Annotated in this window: 14 protein-coding genes; 6 read left to right on the top strand and 8 right to left on the bottom strand. The window is 64.6% G+C overall.

What is annotated here, in order from left to right; all coding sequences use genetic code 11:
• The first annotated feature begins 1 nt into the window (after position 1).
• Entirely contained in the window at positions 2-670 is a 669-nt protein-coding gene (locus KUO17_RS22915; RefSeq protein WP_255263742.1) for a substrate-binding periplasmic protein, read from the top strand.
• Between the two features lie 97 nt (positions 671-767).
• Positions 768-5,414: a dermonecrotic toxin domain-containing protein gene (locus KUO17_RS22910; RefSeq protein WP_217977863.1), complete on the top strand. Its 4,647-nt coding sequence runs from the start codon at positions 768-770 to the stop codon at positions 5,412-5,414.
• A 204-nt stretch (positions 5,415-5,618) separates the two neighbouring features.
• Here the strand turns inward: KUO17_RS22910 and KUO17_RS22905 are convergent, their stop codons facing one another.
• From KUO17_RS22905 to gpmI, 4 genes are all read right to left on the bottom strand, one after another.
• Positions 5,619-6,395, bottom strand: coding sequence for a divergent polysaccharide deacetylase family protein (locus tag KUO17_RS22905; protein WP_217977862.1), 777 nt, complete (start codon positions 6,393-6,395; stop codon positions 5,619-5,621).
• On the bottom strand, positions 6,395-7,714 hold the full coding sequence (locus KUO17_RS22900; RefSeq protein WP_217977861.1) for a S41 family peptidase: 1,320 nt from the start codon (positions 7,712-7,714) through the stop codon (positions 6,395-6,397). Before KUO17_RS22900 ends, KUO17_RS22905 begins: the two co-directional genes overlap by 1 nt.
• Before the next feature lie 90 nt (positions 7,715-7,804).
• Positions 7,805-9,091, bottom strand: coding sequence for a murein hydrolase activator EnvC family protein (locus tag KUO17_RS22895; protein ID WP_217977860.1), 1,287 nt, complete (start codon positions 9,089-9,091; stop codon positions 7,805-7,807).
• 128 nt (positions 9,092-9,219) lie between these two features.
• Positions 9,220-10,755, bottom strand: a complete 1,536-nt coding sequence (gene gpmI, locus KUO17_RS22890; protein WP_217977859.1) for a 2,3-bisphosphoglycerate-independent phosphoglycerate mutase — start codon at positions 10,753-10,755, stop codon at positions 9,220-9,222.
• Between the two features lie 213 nt (positions 10,756-10,968).
• Between gpmI and KUO17_RS22885 the strand changes: the two genes are divergently transcribed.
• The 3 genes from KUO17_RS22885 to secB are packed head-to-tail and all read left to right on the top strand — an operon-like array spanning position 10,969 to position 12,164.
• Positions 10,969-11,385, top strand: coding sequence for a rhodanese-like domain-containing protein (locus KUO17_RS22885; RefSeq protein WP_163941060.1), 417 nt, complete (start codon positions 10,969-10,971; stop codon positions 11,383-11,385).
• Position 11,386: 1 nt separating this feature from the next.
• A complete protein-coding gene (gene grxC / locus KUO17_RS22880) occupies positions 11,387-11,641 on the top strand; it encodes a glutaredoxin 3 (protein WP_163941057.1) in 255 nt (84 codons plus the stop codon).
• Positions 11,642-11,675: 34 nt separating this feature from the next.
• A complete protein-coding gene (gene secB, locus KUO17_RS22875) occupies positions 11,676-12,164 on the top strand; it encodes a protein-export chaperone SecB (protein ID WP_217977858.1) in 489 nt (162 codons plus the stop codon).
• A gap of 49 nt (positions 12,165-12,213) precedes the next feature.
• Here secB and trmL read toward each other — a convergent pair whose 3' ends face one another.
• Positions 12,214-12,669: a tRNA (uridine(34)/cytosine(34)/5-carboxymethylaminomethyluridine(34)-2'-O)-methyltransferase TrmL gene (gene trmL, locus KUO17_RS22870; protein ID WP_217977857.1), complete on the bottom strand. Its 456-nt coding sequence runs from the start codon at positions 12,667-12,669 to the stop codon at positions 12,214-12,216.
• On the opposite strand from trmL, the gene KUO17_RS22865 reads away from it, so the two are divergent.
• The gene (locus KUO17_RS22865) at positions 12,668-13,105 is read left to right on the top strand and encodes a hypothetical protein (RefSeq protein ID WP_217977856.1); all 438 of its coding nucleotides are present in this window, start codon (positions 12,668-12,670) and stop codon (positions 13,103-13,105) included. The genes trmL and KUO17_RS22865 overlap by 2 nt on opposite strands.
• A 299-nt stretch (positions 13,106-13,404) precedes the next feature.
• Here KUO17_RS22865 and ntrC read toward each other — a convergent pair whose 3' ends face one another.
• The 3 genes from ntrC to glnA all read right to left on the bottom strand — a co-directional run bounded on the left by ntrC (position 13,405) and on the right by glnA (position 17,769).
• Complete coding sequence (gene ntrC / locus KUO17_RS22860; RefSeq protein ID WP_217977855.1) at positions 13,405-14,841, bottom strand: nitrogen regulation protein NR(I); 1,437 nt, start codon at positions 14,839-14,841, stop codon at positions 13,405-13,407.
• Complete coding sequence (glnL, locus tag KUO17_RS22855) at positions 14,838-15,923, bottom strand: nitrogen regulation protein NR(II) (RefSeq protein ID WP_217977854.1); 1,086 nt, start codon at positions 15,921-15,923, stop codon at positions 14,838-14,840. Before glnL ends, ntrC begins: the two co-directional genes overlap by 4 nt.
• Before the next feature lie 439 nt (positions 15,924-16,362).
• Entirely contained in the window at positions 16,363-17,769 is a 1,407-nt protein-coding gene (glnA, locus tag KUO17_RS22850) for a glutamate--ammonia ligase (RefSeq protein ID WP_217977853.1), read from the bottom strand.
• Between the last annotated feature and the right edge of the window lie 183 nt (positions 17,770-17,952).

Here is a 17,952-nt window from a genome sequence, read left to right as displayed (position 1 = left end):
CCTGGTGCTGCTCACCGAGAACTTCCCGCCCTACAACATGGCCAGCAATGGCAAGAGCTTCGCCCGCGAAGACAAGATTCAGGGCATCGCTGCCGATATCGTGCGCGAGATGTTCAAGCGTGCCGACATCCCCTACAGCATGACCCTGCGCTTCCCCTGGGAGCGTGTCTACCAGCAGGTTCTGAACAGCCCCAACCACGGCGCGTTCGTGATGGCCCGCCAGCCCGATCGCGAAAAGCTCTTCAAGTGGGTCGGCCCGCTGGGCCCCGACGACTGGATCCTGCTGGCCCGCCCGGACAGCCCCGTCAGCCTCGAGCACCTCAGCGATGCCCGCGGTTTCAAGATCGGCGCCTACAAGGGCGATGCGATTGCCCAGTACCTGAGCAAGGAAGGGCTCAAGCCGATCACCGTACTGCGTGACCAGGACAACGCGCGCAAGCTGCTCAACGGCGAGATCGACCTGTGGGCCACCGGCGATCCGGCCGGCCGCTACCTGGCCCGTCAGGTCAATATCACCCAGCTCAAGACCGTGCTGCGCTTCCATGGCGCCCAGTTCTACCTGGCGCTCAACCGCCAGGTACCCGATGCCCTGGTGGAAAAGCTCCAGCGCAGCCTGGATCAGCTGCGCGAGGACGGTTTCGTCGACGCCACCTTTGCCCGTTACCTGTAGCCGCCACCTAACTATGTAGTGCCGCAGCCACGCACCTGGCTGCTGTGATGGATCGTCGCTGTCGATGCACAGCCCGATCACTCATGGAAGGTGTTAGATGCCACTGCATATCCTGCAAGACCTGCCCGCGCCGCAACCCGACAATACCCTCGCCACCGCCGTGGCCCGGCAGTTTGCCGGGCGCCCGACCCTGCGCAGTGCCAGTGCGGCCCTGCTGGGCCGCTTGCTGCGTGAGTACTTCCCCGGCCTGGGATTTGACCTTGAAGCGCTACAGCTGTTTGTGCCCGAGCCCGAAGGGCGCAGTTACCACGTGCGGCCGCTGATCGACGCGGCGTTGGACAACCTGTGCCAATGGGAGCCTCTGCAACTGCATGCCGGTGCGCTCTCGGGCTTTCTGGGCGACGCATCGGGGGTGAGGCTCAAGCTCGACGACACCGCGCTGGACCCCGACACGCTGCGCGAAGTGATCAAGGTGTTCGCCGACGGCATCGTGGCCGAGTTCCAGCAGGCCTTGATGAACTACTGGCAGGCCCGTGGCAGTGAAGGTGTCTCACGCCTGAGCTGGCTGGCCAGAACCCTGGCCCAGGCCCTGGCACCGCACGCGGCCGGCACCCAGGTCGGGGCCGGGATGCTTGGCCAGGTGTTGCAATGGCCGCGCTGGGCGGTGCGTCAGGCGCGCGGCGAGCAGGCCGTCAGGGTGTATCTGGTGCAAGTGCAGCTCGATGCCAGCCTGAGCAGCACGCAGATGCTGTTGAGCGATCTGGTGATGGTCTGCGCTGACCAGGTGCTGCGCTGCACCCCGGCAGGCCAGGTCAGTGCCCACGCTTCACTGGAGGCGTTCGGGCAGGTGCTGACGAACCAGTTCGAAGATGCGTATCGCATCGTCGGGCTGCAATGGCAGTTGCTGGAAATCGAGGGAAACCCGTTCATGGTCCAGGCCGAGGCGCTGCTCGACCAGCAACTGCGCGATGTACAGGCACTGCGCCTGAGCGGGCAGTCGGTGGCCGTGCTCGAAGGGCTGTTTGCCACCGTGTCCGATGTCGCTGCGCGCCTGAGCGGCAATCCGGCGTTTGTGCCGACGCCTGCCGACACGCGGATGCTCGAGCAGTTGCCGGCCTGGCTCAGGCAGGCTTCAGGGGCTGACTACCTCAGTTACCGCATGCACTGGCTGGACATGGCGCTGGCGCACCAGCGCACCGCCGGCAAGGCGTACGACCATGACCTTCCGACGCTGCGCGACTACGCCGCCCAGGTGCTGCGCGAGCGCATGCTGGCGGATCAGCCGCACGCCCCGGCCTACGACCCGTACACGCTGGTGCTGACCTTCGAGGTGCCCTACGGCCAGGGCGGCTTTGGCTTTGTCGAGACCGTGAGGCTGCTGCTGGTGGATGCCGCACTGGAAAACCTCTCCGGCCTGCCCAAGGGCCCGATGCACGTTGCACATGCCGATGGCGACGAGCTGGCCGCGTGGTTGACCCCCGACTACCTGTTGCAGCTCATCGCGGCCGTGGACATCGGGGCCAGCTACCTGGCGCTGATCGAACAGGTCATGCGTAGCGATCCGCGCCAGGCCGCTGAGCGTCGCCAGCTGTTTGCAGACACGCTGCGTGCGCAACTGCCGTTGCTGGCGCTGGAGTGCAAGATCAAGGGCGAGCAGGGCTTCACGCGCCAGGGGGTGCGCTGTGTGGACTATGCCATGAGCAATGACGCGGCCGAGCGCGTCGAGGTACGCCCGTTGACCTTCCTCAGTGGCGAAGGGGCCAGCCCCGATACGGTCGACAACATGTTCGTGTTCGCCCTGCCGGGCATGCCTGAGCGGGTGTTGTACCGACCGCTGTTCGAGCCGCTGTTGCGCGAATTTGCCAGTGAAGCGGCGTTGTTTGCGGCGCTCAAGGAACCTGAACTGGAGGCCAGCGTGCTCAGCTGGATGGGGCAGGACGCCCGGCGCGTCTATGCCCATGGCGGTTTTGCCGAGCCGCACCTGGGTGGCATCGTGGACGACCCGACGGCCTTGCCGGGGGCGAATGTGCCGCGCCTGGGCGGCACTGCATTGACCGGTGACCTGCTGGCGCATTTCTACACCAGCACGGTGGATGCGCTGATTACCCTGGGCGACCGCCAATCGGTGTCCAATGCCGAAGACCGCTGGCTGCGCCTGAAGGAGGCGGGCTGGCTGCTGTTCAACATCGCGCTGCCGTATCTGCGCGGGCCGGCGGCCATCGCGGGGTGGCTGGTGCAACTGGTCAGCAGCCTGGACAGCGATTTCGAGGTGCTGCGCAAGGGTGACGAGGCGCAGCGCGCCCAGGCGGTGGTCGACCTGCTGTTCAACCTGGGCACCGTGTTCATGCATGGGGCCGGCGAGGTCGGCATGGCCCGCGCGGCGCCGGTCAAGGTACTGCCCTCGATGCTGCAGGCGCGCTTGCCGGTGCGCGGCAACCTGCCGGTCACCGGGGTGCTGGCGCCGGTGCAGCAACCGCCGGGCGCGCCACTGCGCAGCGTCAGTGCGCTTGCGACAGCGATGGACTTTTCCTGGAGCGGCATGCGCAGCGAGTCGAGCCCCCAGTTGCGTGCCTTGATGCGCAAGCTGCAGGTCAGCCCTGGGCACGAACCGCCCCGCGTGATCGAGACGGGCACGCAGCGTGGCCTGGCGCTGATCGACGGGCTCCCGCATGTGAACCTCGACGGCCACTGGTACCGGGTGCTGGAGGTGCAAGGGCGATTCTGCATCGTCGACCCGCTCGACAGCAGCCGCCAGGGGCCATGGTTGCGCCGCGCTGGTAATGGAGGCTGGCAACTGGATCTGCGCCTGGGCCTGCGTGGCGGAGCGCCGAACAAGCGCCTGAGCCTGCAAGAGAAGAAGGCGCAGAACAAACTGCAGCTTCAGCAGCTCAATGCCAACCTGGAGACGGCACAGCAGGACTGCTTCAGGCGTATCGAGGTGATGACCCCCAAGGTCAACGAACTCAATGCACTGCTCGATCCTATGTTCAAGTCCCAGCGCGAGTACCAGCTCGATCGCACGGCGACCCGCCTCGTTGCGATGAAACAGGCGCGCGCGCGGGCGCAAGTGGCAGAACAGGCCTTGAAGGGTGAGCAGGACGCCTTCATCGAGGTGACGCAAAACCTCTTGCGCACCACCCTCCAGGCCCGCGAAACGCTGAAGATGGCCGACTTCTACGGTCATCTGCGCCCGGCCGACTACACTCAGTCGTTGAACCTGAACTTCAGGATGAACTTCCAGGCCCGTCTGCAGTTGCAGGCCCAGTATCACAGCAAGCAGTTCAAGATCGCGCTGCACGATGCCTGGGTCGAGAATGCGTTTCAGGTCACCCTGGGCGACTCCGCACAGCCGTTTTCCGCGCTGCTGGACGCCAACACGCAGAACGAGAAGTACCACCTGCTGGCGCTGGAGCAGGCCGAGGCCTGTGACGCACTGGCCGAGGAGATACGGCGCGAGCCGGCGGTGAGGGCCTCGGTCGATGAAATCATCCGCTATGGCGAAGCCAAGCGTGACGAGCTGAAGGTGTTCAGCGCCCAGCGCATCCGCACGGCTTACCTGGAAATCCTCGGCTACATGAGCCTGGACACGCGTATCGCGGATGCCACGCAGCGGCCGTTTTTCAAGGACCTTTTACTGGACCCCGACATCGTTGCCGGCGTGCTGTCGCATGAGCAACTGGGCATCGATGCCCAGGAGTTCACCCCCCAGGAGCGCATCCAGGTGCTGCGCGAGGCGTCGCATTGCTATTCGCGGGCGCGTGCAGTTGCCCAGTATGTGGGCCACCTGTTCGCGGCGGTGCCAGGCAAGGATTATCTGGCCGCCTTCGTGCAGACCCTCGATCAGCTTGATGCCAGTGCCAGGAGCGAACTGGACAGGCTGGTCGAGGTGCCGGTCGTCCGTGCCCCGGTCAGGCCGACGCGCAAGCGCAAGGTCATCGTCACACGCACGCGGCGCGTGGTGGTAGGGCGGGTGCGTGCGGCTTCTGTCAACGAGCCGGTGCCGATCGTGGATGTCGAAGACGCCAATCATCGTATCGTGGCTTCCTACCGCGAGCACGGCGACGACGACTGGAACCCGATCAAGACGGTATTGCCTGCCACGCCGGTCGGCCTCAAGCCGCGCAAGGCGCTGCGCAGCGAGGCGCGCCAGGTGCTCGACCAGGTGGCGCCGCTCACGGCCAAGCAGCAAGGTTTTTCCGGTTCCGGGCATCAGCCCGCAGACATCGTGTTCCCGCTGCAGATCCTGGCCGACCGGCTGATTCGGGTAGCCGACGATTTCGAACGCCACAGCGACCTGCCGGAGGCGGAGCAGGGCACAGTCGCCCAGTTGCGCAAGCAGGCCCAGGGATTGCGGGATGAAGCGGATGCCTTGCGCCTGAGCATGTGCAAGACGCAAAAGCCCACCGCCCGCAACCTGCTCTACCTCTGGGAGCGCAAGCAGTTGCACATCGAGTTCAAGGCACCGCGCAAGGCCCTGGCGGCCGGCGACTTCATCGACGAGTACGAGGTTCGCGTGGCGGGGGGCGGCAAATGGTACGTGCACCTGCACTATCCCGACCAGGCCACGCCGAGCGCAGCGTTCAGCAAAGGCCACATCAAGCTCGAGGCGCAACGCACCAAAGGCTATGCAGACCTGCTCAAGGAGGCGAAGAGCACCGGTATCGTGGGCGTGATCTGGCGTGCTGACCTGACCCCGGCGTTTCTCAAGGGCTGGTTTCCGCTGCGCACGCTCAATGCGGTGTAACAACGTGCGCAATAGGTAGCTCACCGGGCCACGAGCGCCCTGCTCAGATACTCCTTTCAGGCTGCATCCGCGAGGATGAAAGGAGTATCGACATGCCTGCCTCACCCCCCCTTCGAACGTCACCGAACAAGGCCTGAGGGCCGAGTTCATGCTTGAGCGCCCCGGCATGACGCCCGGGAGTGGTTCCCGGTCGGCCCCTGAGTGTCAGCGCCCGCCGGCGCTGGCGCGGTAGCGCCCGGCGGCACCGTGCGCCGCCATCGCCTGGTTGCTGCGCAGGGCGATCATCTGGTGGATCTCGATCCACTCGATGCCCTGCGCCTTCAGGCGCGGCAGCTCGCGTTCCAGCACCTCCAGGGTCTGCGGGTAGGGGTGGCCGATCAGCACCGCCGAGCCCTGCCGGCGCGCCAGTTCAACGGCGATGCGCAACTGCCCGGCAATCGCCTCGGGGGTGCGCACGTCATCCAGGAACACATCCCGCGACAGGCTCGCCAGCCCCAGGTCCTGCGCCTTGGCCGCCGCGACCGTGGCGGCGCTGGTGCGGCTGTCGACGAAGAACAGGTGCCGGCGTTGCAGCTCGCCCATCAGCCAGGCCATGGCCTGCGGCTGCGAGGTCATGCGGCTGCCCATGTGGTTGTTGATGCCGCTGGCGTACGGCACCTTGAGCAACGCGGCGTTCAGCCGTTGTTCCAGCTCGGGCAGCGGTGTGCCGGGGTGCCAGGCGTAGGGGCCGGTGGCCGGGTCCATGGGCATGTGCAGGATCACCGTCTTGCCGGCCTTGTGCGCCTGGCGGGCGAATTCGGTGGCGTGCGGGGTATCGGGCATCACGGCGAGGGTGACCGGGCCTGGCAAGGCCAGGGTGCGCGCATCGCGTGCCGGGCTCTGGCCCAGGTCGTCGATGATCAGCGTGAGGTAGGCCTTGGCCGGGGCCGCAGGGGCGGCCCCGGCCAGCAGGCAGAGCAGGGCGAACAGCAGCGGGCGCATCACTTGCCGCTGGTGATGCTCAGGCCCTTGAGCAGGCTCAGGGCCTGGCTGAGCTGGAAGTCGTCGTCCTGCGGACGCTCCTTCTTGCTCGCGGCCTTGCCCGAAGGCCGGTCGGCGCCGCCGTTGCCATTGCCCAGGTGACCTTGCAGGTCGGCTTCCTTGAAGTTGTCGTTGTCCTGCTCGCTGGTGATCTTGGCGCGGCGCACCTCGATGTCCGGCACGATGCCCTGGGCCTGGATGGAGCGGCCGTTGGGGGTGTAGTACAACGCGGTGGTGATCTTCAGCGCGCGGTCGTTGTTGAGCGGCAGCACGGTCTGCACCGAGCCCTTGCCGAAGCTGTCGGTACCCATCAGCACGCCGCGTTTCTGGTCTTGCAGGGCGCCGGCGACAATCTCGGAGGCCGAGGCGCTGCCGCCGTTGATCAGCACCACCAGTGGTACACCTTCGCTGGCGTCGGCCGGGTCGGCGGAGAAGCGCAGCTCGGAGTTGGCGATGCGGCCCTTGGTGTACACGATCAGGCCCTTGGTCAGGAAGTGGTCAGCCACTTCGACCGCCGACTGCAGCACGCCACCGGGGTTGTTGCGCAGGTCCAGCACCAGCCCGCGCAGCTTCTTGCCGTTGTCCTTGCGCAACTTGGCCAGGGCCTTGCCGACCTCTTCGCCGGTCTTGACCTGGAACTGGGTGATGCGGATATAGCCGTAGCCGTCTTCGAGCAGCTGCGCCTTGACGCTCTTGACCTGGATGACCGCGCGCGCCAGGGTCACGTCGAACGGCGTGCCGCCGTCGCGTACCAGGGTCAGGGTGATCTTCTGGCCGATCTTGCCGCGCATCTTGTCGACCGCCTCGGTCATGGTCTGGCCACGGGTCGGCTGGCCGTCGATCTTGACGATCAGGTCGCCCGCCTCGATGCCGGCACGCGAGGCCGGGGTGTCGTCGATCGGCGACACCACCTTGACGAAGCCGTCTTCCATGCCCACTTCGATGCCCAGCCCGCCGAATTCGCCGCTGGTGCTTTCCTGCAGCTCCTGGAAGTCTTCCGGGCCCAGGTAGGCCGAGTGCGGGTCAAGGTTGCTGAGCATGCCCTTGATGGCGTTTTCCAGCAGGGTCTTGTCGTCGACCGGCTCGACATAGGCCGCCTTGATGCGGTCCATCACCTCGGCGAAGGTGCGCAGCTCGTCGAGCGGCAGCGGCGCCTTGGTGGTGACCGTGGTCGGTGCCACCGCTGCCGGCCTGGCGGGCTCGGCCGCGTGGGCCAGGGGCGCGCCGATGACCAGGGCAATGGTCAGGGCCAGCGAGGTAAGGCGAGGCGTATGCAGCATGTCGAACGAACTCCTGATCCTGGTTTTGCCCCGTAGGGAGCGTCGCTGGCGCCGGAGAGTGGCAGCAGCGTGAAGTAAGCGGTAGTGCCCCTATCCCTGGGCACGGCACCATTGTGTCGGGTCGCTGGGGCGGCCTTGCTGGCGAATCGCGAAGTACAGCGCCGAGCTGTTCTGCCCGCCGCTGTCGCCAACGGTGGAGATCGCCTCGCCCGACGTGACCACGTCGCCTGCACGCTTGAGCAGGGTCTGGTTGTGCCCGTACAGGCTCAGGTAACCGTTGCCATGGTCGAGAATGACCAGAAGTCCGGCGCCGCGCAACCAGTCGGCAAACACCACGCGACCGCCGTGTACGGCGTGCACGCGGCTGCCGGCAGAGGCGCTGATCATCACCCCGTCCCACTTGGCGCGGGCATCATCGCCACGGGTTTCACCAAAGCGTGCCAGTAGTCGACCATTGACGGGCCATGGAAGTTTGCCGCGCGCTGCAGAAAAAGCGCCGCCAAAGGCTGCGCCGTCGCTGGATACCAGTGCGCCAGGCACGCTTGCGGGCTTTTTCGGCGCGTCGTCGTTACCGGCGGCCAGGGCTTCGCGCTGGCGTTGCTTTTCGGCTTCCTGGGCGGCCAGCAAGGCACGCTGGCGCGCCTCTTCGGCTTCGCGGGCCTGGCGTGCGAGGGTTTCCTCGATGGTCTTGAGCACGCGGCTCAGGTCGGCCTGGTCCTGCACGCGGGCGGCCAGCTTCTGGTCGCGTTCCTTCACATCGCTGTTGAGCTTGGCCAGCACCTGCTGGCGATCGGCGCGGACTTTTTCGAGGTCCTGACGCTGGCTTTCGAGAGTGCCTTGCTGGGCCAGCAACTGGGCCTGCTGCAGGGCGATGTCCTGCTCGACATTGGCCAGTTGGCGCAGGGTCTCGTTGAAGCTGCGCAGCTGTTCCAGGCGCGCTTTGCTCAGGTAGTCGTAATAGGTCAGGGTACGCGCGAATTTCTCGGGGTTCTGCTGGTTGAGCAGCAGCTTGAGGTATTCCTCGCGGCCGTTCTGGTAGGCCGAACGGGCCTGGATGGCGATCAGTCGTTGCTGTTCAACGCGGGCGCTCTGGAGTTTTTTTTTCTCTTTATCGAGGCGCTCCAGCTCGCCTTCGGTCTTTTTTAGTTCCTGTTGCAGGGCCTCCACCTGCTTTTCCAGCTTGCCGATGTCGGTTTCGGTACTGCGCAGGTCTTTTTGCGCGCCGGACTTTTCCTGCTGCAGTTGGCCGAGCAGCTTTTTCAGCTCGGCAATGTCCTGACGCGTGGCGTCCAGTTGCTGCTGGGTTTGCGCGCGCTCGTCGGCAAACGCCGGGCCGAGCAGGCAGGTCAGGGCTATGAAGATCAGGGCGCGAAGCATGGAGTAGGCAAAACCTGGGATAGAGACTGGCCTAGTATGCCCGCCATGGGCGCCAAAAAAAACGCCCCAAGGCAACTGCTTTGGGGCGTTTGTCCGGAAAACCGACCGTTGTGGCCGGTTTGCCGAGGTCAGGCGTCGACGAGGATCGAGGTACCGGTCATTTCTGCCGGTATTTCCAGGCCCAGCAGCGTCAGCATGGTCGGCGCCACGTCGGCCAGCACGCCGCCTTCACGCACCTTCAAGGCTCGCTTGCCGACATAGATGAAGGGCACCGGCTCCGTGGTGTGGGCGGTGTGCGCCTGGCCGGTGCATTCGTCTTCCATCTGCTCTACGTTGCCGTGGTCGGCGGTGATCAGCGCTTCGCCGCCCACCTTGTCGAGGGCCTCGACGATGCGCCCCACGCACAGGTCCAGGGCTTCGACGGCCTTGACCGCCGCGTCGAACACGCCGCTGTGGCCGACCATGTCGCCGTTGGCGTAGTTGACCACGATCACGTCATAGCGCTGCTGCTCGATCGCCTCGACGATACGGTCGGTGACCTCGGGCGCGCTCATTTCCGGCTGCAGGTCGTAGGTGGCGACTTTCGGCGACGGGATCAGGATGCGCTCTTCGCCTTCGAACGGTTCTTCGCGACCGCCGGAGAAGAAGAAGGTCACGTGGGCATACTTCTCGGTTTCGGCGATGCGCAGCTGGGTCTTGCCCTGTTTGGCCAGGTATTCGCCCAGCACGTTGTTCAGGCTGCCCGGCGCGAACGCGGCAGGTGCGGCGATCTTGGCCGAGTACTGGGTCAGGCCGATATAGGCGGCCAGCCTGGGCAGGCGGGCACGCGGGAACTCGTTGAAGTCCGGCTCGACGAACACGCGCGACAGTTCGCGGGCGCGGTCGGCGCGGAAGTTCATGAAGATCACCGCATCGCCGTCCTCGACCGTGACCGCCTCGCCAATGCGCGTGGCCTTGACGAACTCGTCGCTCTCGCCGCGTGCGTAGGCGGCTTCAAGGCCGGCCATGGCGCTGTCGGCGGTGAACTCGGCGGTGCTGTCGACGATCAGGTTGTAGGCGGTGCTGACGCGGTCCCAGCGGTTGTCGCGGTCCATCGCGAAATAACGGCCGATGAGGCTGGCGATGCGGCCCTTGCCGAGTGTGGCGAAGGTGGCGTCGAGCCGTTCGATCGACGACTGCGCGCTCTTGGGCGGGGTATCACGGCCGTCGAGGAAGGCGTGCAGGTAGATCTTCTCGGCGCCCCGTTGCGCGGCCAGCTCGGCCATCGCCACCAGGTGGTCCTGATGGCTGTGCACGCCACCGTCGGAGAGCAGGCCGAGGATGTGCACGGCCTTGCCGGCGCCGACCGCCTTGTCCACTGCGCCGCACAGCACAGGGTTCTCGAAGAACTCGCCCTCCTTGATGGCCTTGGTCACGCGGGTGAAGTCCTGGTACACCACACGCCCGGCACCCAGGTTCATGTGGCCGACTTCGGAGTTGCCCATCTGCCCGTCGGGCAGCCCCACGTCCATGCCCGAGCCCGAGATCAGGCCGTGCGGCTGGGTGGCGCGCAGGCGGTCGTAGACCGGCGTGGTGGCCGAATAGATGGCGTTGTATTCGTGGCTTTCGCTGTGACCGAAACCATCCAGGATGATCAGGACCAAGGGTTTTGGCGTGCTCGTCATCAATCCCACTCGCGCTTGTTCAGATGATAAAGACACGCATTTTAGGGCAAATTGGCCATCGCTGACGAATTAACCTTGCGCGCCAGGCCGTGCGGGCCGACGGGCTGCAGCCCGGCAATGAGAATTACTGTCGATAACCGCGTGTGGCGGGCTTTGGCCGGCCTTGGGGGCTGTGTATACTGCCCATCATTTTTAACGGCCCGGAACCCTCTGATGGTTGCTCACCTGATTGAATTCGCGACAACTCACTATCTGCTGGTAGGTATCTTCGTCGTTCTGCTGGTCCTGCTGATCGTTACCGAGGCGCGCAAGGGCGGCCGTAGCCTGAGCACCGGCGAGCTGACCGCACTGGTCAACAGCGACAAGGGCCTGGTTGTCGACATCCGCACGTCCAAGGACTACGCCGCCGGTCACATCGTCGGCGCGCTGAACATTCCACAGGACAAGTTTGCTGCCCGCATCGGCGAGCTGGAAAAGCACAAGGCCAACAAGACCCTGATCGTGGTCGACAACATGGGTCAGCATGCGGGCGCCGTGTGCCGCGACCTGCTCAAGGCCGGCTTCACCGCCGCCAAGCTGTCGGGCGGCGTGTCGAGCTGGAAAGCCGACAACCTGCCGCTGGTGAAGTGAGATGAGCAACGTCATCGTCTACTCCAGCGACTACTGCCCTTACTGCTCCCAGGCCAAGCGCCTGCTGCAGAACAAAGGCGTGGCCTTCGAAGAGATCAAGGTCGATGGCAAGCCCCAGGTGCGCGCCGAGATGAGCCAGAAGGCCGGCCGTACCTCGGTGCCGCAGATCTGGATCGGCAGCACCCACGTCGGCGGTTGCGACGACCTGTATGCCCTTGAGCGCGCCGGCAAGCTCGACGCCCTGCTCAAGGCCTGAATCCCCTACAAGACCCTGCAAGGAAGGATCTGTCATGACTGAAGAACAGAACAACGGCGCTGCGGCAGCCGACGAAAGCGCCCCGCAATTCTCCCTGCAGCGCATCTACGTGCGCGACCTGTCGTTCGAAGCGCCGAAAAGCCCGGCGATCTTCCGTCAGCAGTGGGAGCCGAGTGTCGCGCTGGACCTGAACACCAAGCAGAAAGGCCTGGAAGGCGACTTTCACGAGGTCGTGCTGACCCTGTCGGTCACGGTCAAGAACGGTGAAGAGGTTGCCTTCATCGCTGAAGTGCAGCAGGCCGGTATCTTCCTGATCAAGAACCTCGACGCGGCGTCGATGAGCCACACTCTGGGCGCGTTCTGCCCGAACATCCTGTTCCCGTACGCGCGTGAAGCGCTGGACAGCCTGGTGACCCGTGGCTCGTTCCCGGCCCTGATGCTGTCGCCGGTGAACTTCGACGCCCTGTACGCGCAAGAAATGCAGCGCATGCAGGAAGCAGGCGAAGCGCCGTCGCTGCAGTAAGCTGATTGCAGCCCGTTGAAAGCGCCCCCCGGGGCGCTTTTTTCATGGCTCAGGCAAAACCCTGCTGGCGCCAGGCTTCGTACACCGCCACGGCCACGGTGTTGGACAGGTTCAGGCTGCGGCAGCCTTCGCGCATGGGCAGGCGCAGGCGCTGGTCGCTGCCCAGCGCGTCCAGTACCTCGGCGGGCAGGCCGCGGCTTTCGGGGCCGAACAGGAAGGCATCGCCGGGTTCGAAGGCGGCGTCATGAAAGGGCCGCGAGCCCTTGGTGGTAAAGGCGAACAGGCGCGGGTTGCCCAGGCTTTCAAGGCAGCTGGCCAGGTCGGCGTGGCGCTTGAGCGTGGCGTACTCGTGGTAATCCAGGCCAGCACGGCGCAGGCGCTTGTCGTCCAGTTCGAAGCCGATCGGGTCGATCAGGTGCAGGTGGCAGCCGCTGTTGGCGCACAGCCGTATAATGTTGCCGGTATTCGGTGGAATTTCCGGTTGAAAAAGGATGACGTGAAACATGCACGGCTCCGAGCATAAAGATGACGAGCATTCTACCTGCGAACCGGACCCGCGTTCACACCTGTGGCCGCGCGTACTGTTTTCGCTGGCACTGTTCGGGATGTTGGTGGGCCTGATGATCGGGCGCCTGACTGCGCCCGAGCCACGGGTGCTGGAGCGGGTCGAGGTGGTGGCCGATGGCTTGAACCTGTGGTTCAACGAAGAGCCGCAGCTGCATGGCGAGGAAGTGGAGGGCACGCTGGTACTGGTGTTCGAGGCCAGTGGGCGCAGCCAGAAGGGTCAGCTGGAGCTGGCCGGCAAGCCCGTGGCGTGGCGTTTGCAGAAGAGTGACCAGGGGCTGCTGTTGAGCCTGGTGGCGGCCCGTGCGCTGCACGGCGACTGGGCCGGCGAGCCAGCGGACGGGCGCTGGAGGGTGCAGGTGAGGCTGCACGAATAAAAGAGGGGATTCCCCGGCCTGCCTGTACCAAGGTCCCCAAAACTGGGTGGTATCTATGTATATGCAGGGGGTGTGCCAAGTTTGTTTGGCCAGTGAAACCCGGGGTTTTGCAGGGTTTGGCGGGGCAGTTTTGCCTTCAGGCGGTGCAGTGGGGGCGGGCGTGGTGCAGGAATGGGGCATGCGCGTGGTGTTTGTGCTGACCCTTTCGCTGGCAAGCCAGCTCCCACAGGGTTGCCAGTGTTCTGCAGAGAGGCACTGTACCTGTGGGAGCTGGCTTGCCAGCGAAGAGGCCCGAAAGGTCAGGCCTCGTCGTCGCCGTCGTCGTCCCCGCCGTCGACCTTCATGCCCAGTTCCTTGATCTTGCGCGTCAGGGTATTGCGTCCCCAACCCAGCAGCACCGCCGCATCGCGCCGGCGCCCGGCCGTGTGCTTGAGCGCTGTCTCGATCATGATCCGCTCGAAACTCGGCACCGCGCTGTCCAGCAGGTTCGACTGGCCACGGGTCAGTGCCTGGTCGGCCCACTGGCGCAGCGCCTGCTCCCAGTTGGTGACCGGGGCTGCGTCCTGCGGCAGGTTGAGCAGCTCGGGCGGCAGGTCGCCAATATGCACCTCGCGCCCCGACGCCATCACCGTGATCCAGCGGCAGGTGTTCTCCAGCTGGCGCACGTTGCCCGGCCACGGCAGGTTGCGGATGAACTCCTCGGTTTCCGGCTTGAGCAGCTTGGGCTCCACCGACAGCTCCTGCGCGGCACGCCCCAGGAAGTGCCGCGCCAGGGTCGGGATGTCTTCGCGACGGTCGGCCAGGCGCGGGATGTGGATGCGGATCACGTTCAGGCGGTGGAACAGGTCTTCACGGAACTTGCCGGCCTGCACCAGGGTTTCCAGGTTCTGGTGGGTCGCGGCGATGATGCGCACGTCCACTTTCACCGGCACATGCCCGCCCACGCGGTAGAACTCCCCATCCGCCAGCACCCGCAGCAAACGGGTCTGGGTGTCGGCCGGCATGTCGCCGATCTCGTCGAGGAACAGCGTACCGCCGTCAGCCTGCTCGAAACGCCCGCGGCGCAGGTTGGCGGCACCGGTGAACGCGCCCTTTTCGTGGCCGAACAGCTCGGACTCCATCAGGTCCTTGGGGATCGCCGCCATGTTCAGGGCGATGAACGGCGACGCCGCACGCGGGCTGTGGCGGTGCAGGGCGTGGGCCACCAGCTCTTTGCCGGTACCTGACTCGCCATTGATCAGCACCGTGATGTTGGAGTGGCTCAGGCGGCCGATGGCGCGAAACACCTCCTGCATGGCCGGCGCTTCGCCGATGATCTCGGGGGTGCGGGGCAGCGCCTGGGGCTCGGCCATGCCCTGCTGTTCCTGGGCGTGCTGGTTGGCGCGCTTGACCAGTGACACCGCTTCGTCGACATCGAATGGCTTGGGCAGGTATTCGAACGCACCGCCCTGGTACGAGGCCACGGCGCTGTCCAGGTCCGAATGCGCGGTCATGATGATCACCGGCAGGCGCGGGTGCTGCTCGCGGATCTGCGCCAGCAGGTCCAGGCCGCTGGCTCCGGGCATGCGGATGTCGGAAATGATCACGTCCGGCTGCTGGCGGGCCAGGCGGCTCATGACGCCATCGGCACTGTCGAAGCTCTGGGTGGTCATGCCTTCCTGTTGCAGGGCTTTTTCCAGGACCCAACGGATGGAGCGGTCGTCATCGACGATCCAGACAGTTTCGCTACGGCTCATGAAGAAGTGGCTCCTTGTTCCAGCGGCAGGAAGATCGAGAAGGTGGTGTGGCCAGGGTGGCTGTCACATTCGATCAGGCCCTGGTGCTGGCTGATGATGTTCTGGGTAATGGCCAGGCCCAGCCCGGTACCGTCCGGGCGACCGCTGACCATGGGATAGAAGAGGGTGTCCTGCAGTTCTGCCGGGATGCCCGGGCCGTTGTCGATCAGCTCGATGCGCGCCACCAGGCGATGGCGGGTGTGGCCGATGGTGAACTGGCGCATCGCACGACTGCGCAAGGTGATGCGACCCAGGCGCAATTCGTTCTGGCCGCTGATGGCCTGCATGGCGTTGCGCACGATGTTGAGCACCGCCTGGATCATCTGCTCGCGGTCGATCAGCACGTCGGGCAGGCTCGGGTCGTAATCGCGCACCAGGGTGATACCGCCCTGGCTCTCGGCCTCGACCAGGCTGCACACGCGTTCGAGCACCTCGTGGATGTTGGTCATGGCCAGTGACGGCAGCTTGTTCGAGCCGAGCATGCGGTCGACCAGGTTACGCAGGCGGTCGGCTTCCTCGATGATGACGTTGGTGTAGTCCTTGAGGCCGTTGTCGGGCAGCTCGCGGGCCAGCAGTTGCGCCGCGCCGCGGATGCCGCCCAGCGGATTCTTGATTTCGTGGGCCATGCCGCGCACCAGCATCTTGGTGGTTTCCTGCTTGGACAGCTGTGCCTCTTCCTTGGTGATGCGCAGCAGCCGGTCGCGCGGGTGCACTTCGAGCAGCAGCAGGGTGTGGCCCTTGCTCAGGATCGGGGTCACGGCGTAGTCGACGGTCAGGGTCTGCCCGGTGAGCGCGGTGAGCATGGCCTCGCGCTTGGTGAACGGGTGCGCGTGCTCGACCGCCTGGCGCAGTGAATTGAGCGCTTCGGCCGATTCGGTGAACAGTTCACTGATGAACTGGCCGTGGCTGCGCTGGCCGCTGATGGCCAGGAGCATTTCCGCTGCCGGGTTCATGTACTCCAGGCGCAGCTCGGCGTTGAGCAGAATGGTGGCAGTGGTCAGGTTGTCGAGTAGCAGTCGGTGCAGTGCATCGCTGATGGTCATGGGGCGTCGTTGACCTCGTTTGGCACAGTGCAGCCATGGCCGGGGCCAGGGTCGCGCGCGCTGGTAATCCGCTGATACCAAGAAAATGCAAAAACCAAACCAAGGCTCCGAAAAGAAGCGGGATTCCCTGAAATAGGGCCATGGCTGCGCAAAAAATGACTGAGTTGAGAAGTTGGAGCTGATTTTTGAACCAAAATGGGCTGTGGGGGCATGGGTAGCGCTACCGTGCGCACCATTGTAGAGCACGATCTGTGCTGATGCTTTCGCTGGCAAGCCAGCTCCCACAGGTACAGTGCATCTGTGCAGAACACGGATAACCCTGTGGGAGCTGGCTTGCCAGCGAAGAGGCCCGCACGGGCACCCTCGAACCCGAGGCAAAAAAAAGGCCTCCCGCGTGGGAGGCCTCTCTCGTTACGCCGCGTGAGCGAGCGTCACTGGCTTAGCAGCTGTAGTACAGCTCGTATTCCAGTGGGTGTACGAAGGTGCGGACCTTGATTTCTTCTTCGCTTTTGAGCGCGATGTAGGCATCGATGAAGTCGTCGGAGAACACGCCGCCCTTGGTCAGGAACGCACGGCCCTTGTCCAGCTCTTCCAGGGCTTCTTTCAGGCTGCCACAAACCTGCGGGATCTCTTTGGCCTCTTCAGGCGGCAGGTCGTACAGGTTCTTGTCGGCCGCATCGCCAGGGTGGATCTTGTTCTGGATGCCGTCCAGGCCGGCCATCAGCAGGGCAGCGAAGGCCAGGTACGGGTTGGCAGCCGGGTCCGGGAAGCGCGCTTCGATACGGCGAGCTTTAGGGCTCGACACGTAAGGAATGCGGATCGAAGCGGAACGGTTGCGTGCCGAGTAGGCCAGCATGACCGGGGCTTCGAAGCCTGGTACCAGACGCTTGTAGGAGTTGGTCGAAGGGTTGGTGAAACCGTTCAGTGCCTTGCCGTGCTTGATGATGCCGCCGATGAAGTACAGGGCGGTGTCGGACAGGCCGGCATAGCCTTCACCTGCGAAGGTGTTCTTGCCGTCTTTCCAGATCGACATGTGCACGTGCATGCCCGAGCCGTTGTCGCCGTACAGCGGTTTGGGCATGAAGGTAGCGGTGCGGCCGTAGGCGTCGGCAACGTTGTGCACGACGTATTTCAGGGTCTGAACTTCGTCAGCTTTTTTCACCAGGGTGTTGAACTTCACACCGATTTCGTTCTGACCGGCGGTCGCCACTTCGTGGTGGTGAACTTCTACGGTCTGGCCCATCTCTTCCAGTGCGTTGCACATGGCAGTACGGATTTCGTGGTCGTGGTCGAACGGCGGAACCGGGAAGTAGCCACCCTTGACGCCTGGACGGTGGCCCTTGTTGCCGCCTTCCACGTCCTGGTCGGACATCCACGAACCCTGTTCGGAGAAGATCTTGAACATGGAACCGGAGATGTCGGACTTGAACTTCACTTCGTCGAAGATGAAGAATTCTGGCTCGGGGCCGGCGAACACGGTGTCACCGATACCGGTCGACTTCAGGAACTCTTCGGCTTGCTTGGCGATGGCGCGCGGGTCGCGATCGTAGCCTTGCATGGTCGACGGTTCGATGATGTCGCAGACCAGGATCAGGGTCGGCTCTTCGGTGAACGGGTCGAGCACGGCGGTAGCGTCGTCCGGCATCAGGATCATGTCGGAGGCTTCGATGCCTTTCCAGCCGGCGATGGACGAACCGTCGAACATCTTGCCGGCTTCGAAGAAGTCGTCTTCCAGCGCGTCACGGGCTGGCATGGTGACGTGGTGCTGGGTGCCTTTGGTGTCAGTGAAGCGCAGATCAATCCATTTAACGTCATGATCTTTGATGAGTTGAACCGACTTCGACATGGTGTCCTCCGGGTGGGGTAGAGCGTGCCTGTGCAGCCCTGTAATGTGGGTGATGCCGGGCGCGAATAGTCCGCCAAGGCAACCTGCCTCACAAGGGAGCAAATTGCATGCCAGTGCCCCGAGTTGGGTTTTTCGCCCCATTCTCAAGCGTTTGGGGGCAGCAGGCGCGTTTTGCGGGTTTTT

The organism is Pseudomonas aegrilactucae (genome assembly GCF_019168305.1).
GTDB lineage: Bacteria > Pseudomonadota > Gammaproteobacteria > Pseudomonadales > Pseudomonadaceae > Aquipseudomonas > Aquipseudomonas aegrilactucae.
This window is presented reverse-complemented; position numbering and strand designations above follow the sequence as displayed.

Excerpts from the sequence above, each read along its gene's own strand:
- KUO17_RS22885 (WP_163941060.1), top strand. The coding sequence starts at position 10,969 with ATGGTTGCTCACCTGATTGAATTCGCGACAACTCACTATCTGCTGGTA.
- ntrC (WP_217977855.1), bottom strand. The coding sequence starts at position 14,841 with ATGAGCCGTAGCGAAACTGTCTGGATCGTCGATGACGACCGCTCCATC.
- KUO17_RS22905 (WP_217977862.1), bottom strand. The coding sequence starts at position 6,395 with ATGCGCCCGCTGCTGTTCGCCCTGCTCTGCCTGCTGGCCGGGGCCGCC.
- secB (WP_217977858.1), top strand. The coding sequence starts at position 11,676 with ATGACTGAAGAACAGAACAACGGCGCTGCGGCAGCCGACGAAAGCGCC.
- grxC (WP_163941057.1), top strand. The coding sequence starts at position 11,387 with ATGAGCAACGTCATCGTCTACTCCAGCGACTACTGCCCTTACTGCTCC.
- KUO17_RS22895 (WP_217977860.1), bottom strand. The coding sequence starts at position 9,091 with ATGCTTCGCGCCCTGATCTTCATAGCCCTGACCTGCCTGCTCGGCCCG.
- glnA (WP_217977853.1), bottom strand. The coding sequence starts at position 17,769 with ATGTCGAAGTCGGTTCAACTCATCAAAGATCATGACGTTAAATGGATT.
- glnL (WP_217977854.1), bottom strand. The coding sequence starts at position 15,923 with ATGACCATCAGCGATGCACTGCACCGACTGCTACTCGACAACCTGACC.
- trmL (WP_217977857.1), bottom strand. The coding sequence starts at position 12,669 with ATGTTTCACGTCATCCTTTTTCAACCGGAAATTCCACCGAATACCGGC.
- KUO17_RS22865 (WP_217977856.1), top strand. The coding sequence starts at position 12,668 with ATGCACGGCTCCGAGCATAAAGATGACGAGCATTCTACCTGCGAACCG.
- KUO17_RS22910 (WP_217977863.1), top strand. The coding sequence starts at position 768 with ATGCCACTGCATATCCTGCAAGACCTGCCCGCGCCGCAACCCGACAAT.
- gpmI (WP_217977859.1), bottom strand. The coding sequence starts at position 10,755 with ATGACGAGCACGCCAAAACCCTTGGTCCTGATCATCCTGGATGGTTTC.
- KUO17_RS22900 (WP_217977861.1), bottom strand. The coding sequence starts at position 7,714 with ATGCTGCATACGCCTCGCCTTACCTCGCTGGCCCTGACCATTGCCCTG.